This window comes from Rivularia sp. UHCC 0363, from assembly GCF_034931125.1.
Lineage (GTDB): Bacteria > Cyanobacteriota > Cyanobacteriia > Cyanobacteriales > Nostocaceae > Rivularia.
This window is the reverse complement of sequence record NZ_JAYGHM010000138.1, coordinates 1-4,587: the sequence shown is the minus strand read 5'-3', so window position 1 is coordinate 4,587 and position 4,587 is coordinate 1. Positions and strand designations below refer to the sequence as shown.

General features: G+C 36.1%; 4 protein-coding genes. 1 reads left to right on the top strand and 3 read right to left on the bottom strand.

Annotation, left to right across the window (positions count from 1 at the left end):
- A partial coding sequence (locus VB797_RS34650) for a WD40 repeat domain-containing protein (protein WP_323242345.1) occupies positions 1-2,675 on the top strand: 2,675 nt, incomplete at its 5' end.
- Between the two features lie 8 nt (positions 2,676-2,683).
- Here the strand turns inward: VB797_RS34650 and VB797_RS34645 are convergent.
- The 3 genes from VB797_RS34645 to VB797_RS34635 form a co-directional block, all read right to left on the bottom strand.
- Entirely contained in the window at positions 2,684-3,340 is a 657-nt protein-coding gene (locus tag VB797_RS34645; RefSeq protein ID WP_323242344.1) for a hypothetical protein, read from the bottom strand.
- A gap of 107 nt (positions 3,341-3,447) precedes the next feature.
- Positions 3,448-3,720: a hypothetical protein gene (locus VB797_RS34640; protein ID WP_323242340.1), complete on the bottom strand. Its 273-nt coding sequence runs from the start codon at positions 3,718-3,720 to the stop codon at positions 3,448-3,450.
- Positions 3,717-4,587, bottom strand: an 871-nt coding sequence (locus VB797_RS34635; RefSeq protein WP_323242343.1) for a C-terminal helicase domain-containing protein, incomplete at its 5' end; no start/stop codon positions are given. The genes VB797_RS34635 and VB797_RS34640, both read right to left, overlap by 4 nt.

The window sequence follows — 4,587 nt, the reverse complement described above, 5'->3', positions numbered from 1 at the left end:
GGGTTTACTTGTATGCAGTACAGCGGAAGATGGAACGAGATATCAAAGCGGAACGTACTTTTACTTCCTTAGCAGATAAGATGTATTTCCTGTGTGAGTTGGCTTGGGAAATGCTTTCTACGGAACAGATGAGTTTAAATTATCGCTTGTTTCCCGATAGGATTCGACGGTTGTTTGGTTCGGTGGTGCAGCAAGAGAAGGATTTAGATCACTGGCACTACGATATGATGGGGCAGACGATGCTGATTCGTAATGCTGATGGTGATTATACTCCAGCCCATCGTTCGCTGTTAGAATTTTTTGTCGCGTACAAGTTTGCGGCGGAATTGGGAGTGTTAGCGGATGATTTTACTGAATTAGTAAAAGTACAATCTTGTTTAGATGGGAATTCTGCACCCGTTGATTATACTTGGTCTGGTTATTTTGAGCGTCAATTAGATAATACTGGGTGTAGTGTGGCAATATCTCCGCTAAGGGAATTTATTAGCGAGCCATTGGAGAAATTGAAAGAAACTTTTGGGCGATCGCCTTTGACGAAAGCAGTTATGGATTTGTTGGTGGGAATGCTTAATAAAGGAAGTGGTGTTGAGAATTTAGCAAGAGTTATTGAAGCGACGAAAGGGAAGAGTGAAGCGGAGGTTGCTTATGTTGGTGGGAATGCAGCGACTTTGGTGATGAAGCTTAATAAAGCAGGTTTGGAAGGGAGAAATTTATCGAGTGCTGTGGTGAAGGGGGCAGACTTTAGTAAAGCAAGTTTGCGAGATGTGAATTTTGCAGGAGCTAATTTTGTTGAATCTGATTTTACTAAAGTTTTTGGTCGTGTTTTGTCAGTAGAATTTAGCCCTAATGGTCAACTATTTGCGACTGGTGAAGTGAGTGGTTCAATTCGCCTATGGCAAATAGAAAATGATAAACCAATTCTAAATTTGAAAGGGCATACTGACTGGGTTCGCTCAATTCAGTTTAGCTATGACGGTACAATTTTAGTTAGTGCTAGTGATGATAGAACAATAAAAATCTGGGATATAAAGACAGGAGAATGTTTAAAAACTTTAAAAGGACATTCTCATAGAATTTATTCAGTAGTAATCAATTCTAATAAAACAATAATAGTTAGTGGTAGTCGCGACCAAACAATAAAAATTTGGGATATAAATACAGGAGAATGTTTTAAAACTTTGCAAGAACATTCAGGGGGAGTATATTCAGTAGCAATAAATTCCGATAGCACAACCATAATTAGTGCTGGTTGGGATAGAACTGTGAAAATATGGAACTTAAGCACAGGAGAATGTCGAAAGACTCTGTATGGACATAAAAGTAAAGTGATATCGGTGTCAATTAGTCCTGATGATCAAAAGTTAATTACAGGTGGCGACACAATAATAAAGCTTTGGGATATTTATACAGGGGAATTAGTAAAAAGTTTCTCAGGACATACTCAAATATTGTTTTCTACAATGTTCAGTACTGATAGAAAAACTATCATTAGTAGCAGTCTTGACCAAACTATCAAAATTTGGGATATAGATACAGGGGAATGCATCAAGACTTTACAAGGACATAATGGCACAGTTTGGTCAGTTGCCTTAAGCCCGAATCAAAAAAATCTTGTTAGTAGTAGTAGCGACTCTACAATTAAAGTTTGGGACATCAATAGAGGAGAATGCCTAAAAACATTACAAGGATACACAAGTATAGTTTATTCTGTGGACTTTAGTGCTAACGGTAAATTTTTAGCAAGTAGTGGTGATGATGGAATAATTAGAGTTTGGGATGTTACCACCGGAAGATACTTCAAAACTTTGCAAGGGCATACAAGTCGTGTATGGTCAGTTATTATTAATTCAAATAATACCCTGTTAGCTAGTGGTGGTGGTGATGCAACTATTAAGCTGTGGGATATTAATACAGGTAAATGTTTAAAAACTTTAGATCGAGATAATAAAGAATACAGCAGTTCTGTTTATTCAATAGCTATCAGTTCTGACAATAAGTTATTAGTTAGTAGTTATGGCGATAGCAAAGTTAAATTATGGAATCTCGATAATAGTGAATGTATAAAGACCTTCAGTAATCATAATGGTAGAGTATGGTCAGTCGCAATCAACCACGATAATACATTATTTGCTAGTAGTGGTGATGACGAAACCATTAGAATTTGGGATATTAATACATGGGAATGTCTGAGAATATTGCACCATCATAGCAATGGAATAAGCAGTATAACTTTTAGTCTTGATGGAAAATATTTATTTAGTGGTGGTGACGATCAAATAATTAAAATATGGGATGTTCCTAGTGGTAAATGCTTAAAAACTTTAAAAGGACATATAAATCGAATCATATCAATTGATATCGTCAATCAAACTACAATAGCCAGTGCTAGCTGCGATAAAACAATTCGCTTATGGGATATACATACAGGAGAATGTTTAAAAACTTTTAAAGGTCATACTAACTCTGTATGGTCAGTTTCTGTAAATTCTGATGGTAAAATATTAGCAAGTGGTAGCTTAGACGAAACCATCAAAATCTGGAATATTCAAACCGGGGAATGCATCAAAACCCTCAGCAATAAACCCTACGCCAATATGAATATCACTGGTGTTATAGGTTTAAGCGAAGTAGAAAAAAGTACACTCAAAGCATTAGGTGCAGTCGAAAACAAGTAAAAAACAGCTTACTTACTATAAACCTCCGGAGCAATAATCTTAGCTTCCTTATCGCTCAGATAAAATGTTGTCACTGGCACCCCTGACTCTTCACATCGCAACGGTTCAATAATTTTCAAGTAAGGATTCCAAACCGCAATTACTCCCCGTTTTGCCTTTTTTCTAATTAGTTCGCATTCAATATGAACTGTTTGCAATAAAATCACTAAAGTACTGTGTAATTGTGCTGTGACGCTCAACAAATATCGCTCTTGCAAATCGGTTAGTTTTCGTTTCAATTCCATTTGAGTTGCTTGAATCCGAGCTAATTCTTTCTCTTTTGCTTCTCCTTCCAAATTCTTCTTCTTAATTTTGGCTCTAATCTCAGAAACAATTGTGTTGTAATAGGTTTTAATTCTTTCTTCATCCCTACCTAATTTACGCAATAAACTTTTACGCCAAGGTGTAATTTCTGCGTCAATTAATTTCGATGCATAAGAATTAGCAGTATTTAGTAATGGTTCAAAGTTGATATATTCCAGATTTGATGCATCTTTTAAACATATTTGGTCAGATTTCCATGACAGTGCATCACCAATTTCTACGCCGGGAATACCCGTCAGACCATTAATAAAAAACGATACCATTCCCAACCGCTTTTCGTCTGCACTCGCGGTATAGGACATATTAAATAAGATGTAGGGAGTTAGCGCTTCAAAGGATTTACCAACGCGAATTAAACCATTTTGCGGACATAAAGTATCGCCTATTTTCTTCTCAAAGCCTGTAGTTTTTAAATAGCCATCATACTTGATACCGAGTGCGGATGCATAACCTTGAAATCAAGTAACCCAGAAAACTTATCAAATATTTCTGAATTATAGGTAACAAAATAGCTGTCGTTTACATCTGCTCTGGTGCTAAAACTAATAGAATCAGATACATCTAAAGAGCGAGCAATATCTACTGGCAGCAATGCTTCTAAAGTATCATCATTCGTAAACTCTGCAACTCCAGAGTTTAAGCTAATTACTTGGTTGATAGCATCAAGAAGTTGATTTTTCATGCCTCTAAATCATCTCCAAATAAGTTTTCATCAAATTTCTGTACTTTTTGATAACTATGTTTGGCATCTAATAACTGTCCTCCAAAAGAATCAAAAGCATTATCTAATTCATCTTTGTGAGAATTCGCCAACCACAGGTCAATTACCATGTCTTCAAAATCAAATTCATCTCCCATATTCCCTAATATAGTTTCAATTTCTCCTACCACCAATTCAAACATATTTATTTTGTCATGAAGAACTTTGAGGATATATTCTTCAATACTATTAACGATACAAAAATTAAAGATAAAAACATCTTGAGTTTGACCTATGCGGTGAAGACGACCGATACGTTGCTCTATCTTCATCGGATTCCAAGGTAGGTCATAATTAACAATTGCATTGGCAAATTGTAGATTGCGTCCTTCTCCTCCTGTTTCTGTTGCGATCATAACTGGGACTTGTTCTCGGAATTCTTCAATAGCGCTATCTTTGGCTTTCAAAGACATATCCCCTCTGAAGGAACTATGTTTTATTCCCGCAGTTGTTAAACTTTCGGACAAATAAGTTTGGGTAGCGAGGTTATTAACAAATACTAAAGTTTTTTGATTAGATTTTTTTAGCAAGTCTACTAACATCCGAGTTTTTTCAAACTGTTTGATATTACTAGCACGCTTTTTGAGAAACAAAATTTGAGAATTATTAAAACGAGACTGCAATCCTTCGAGAGAAGTAAGCAAAGCCGCTGGGCTGGAACCAGCACGCATCAGTAGGTTATTTCTGGTTAATTTATCAATCGTTTTTTCTTCTCGTGATGAACGCAAATATTCGTTAATAGCTTGATATAATTCCTTCTCTTCTTCTGTTGGTTGCACCGTAATAGTA

Bases quoted from the DNA above. Each gene is read 5' to 3' on its own strand.
- VB797_RS34645 (WP_323242344.1), bottom strand. From the start codon at position 3,340: ATGTCCTATACCGCGAGTGCAGACGAAAAGCGGTTGGGAATGGTATCG.
- VB797_RS34640 (WP_323242340.1), bottom strand. From the start codon at position 3,720: ATGAAAAATCAACTTCTTGATGCTATCAACCAAGTAATTAGCTTAAAC.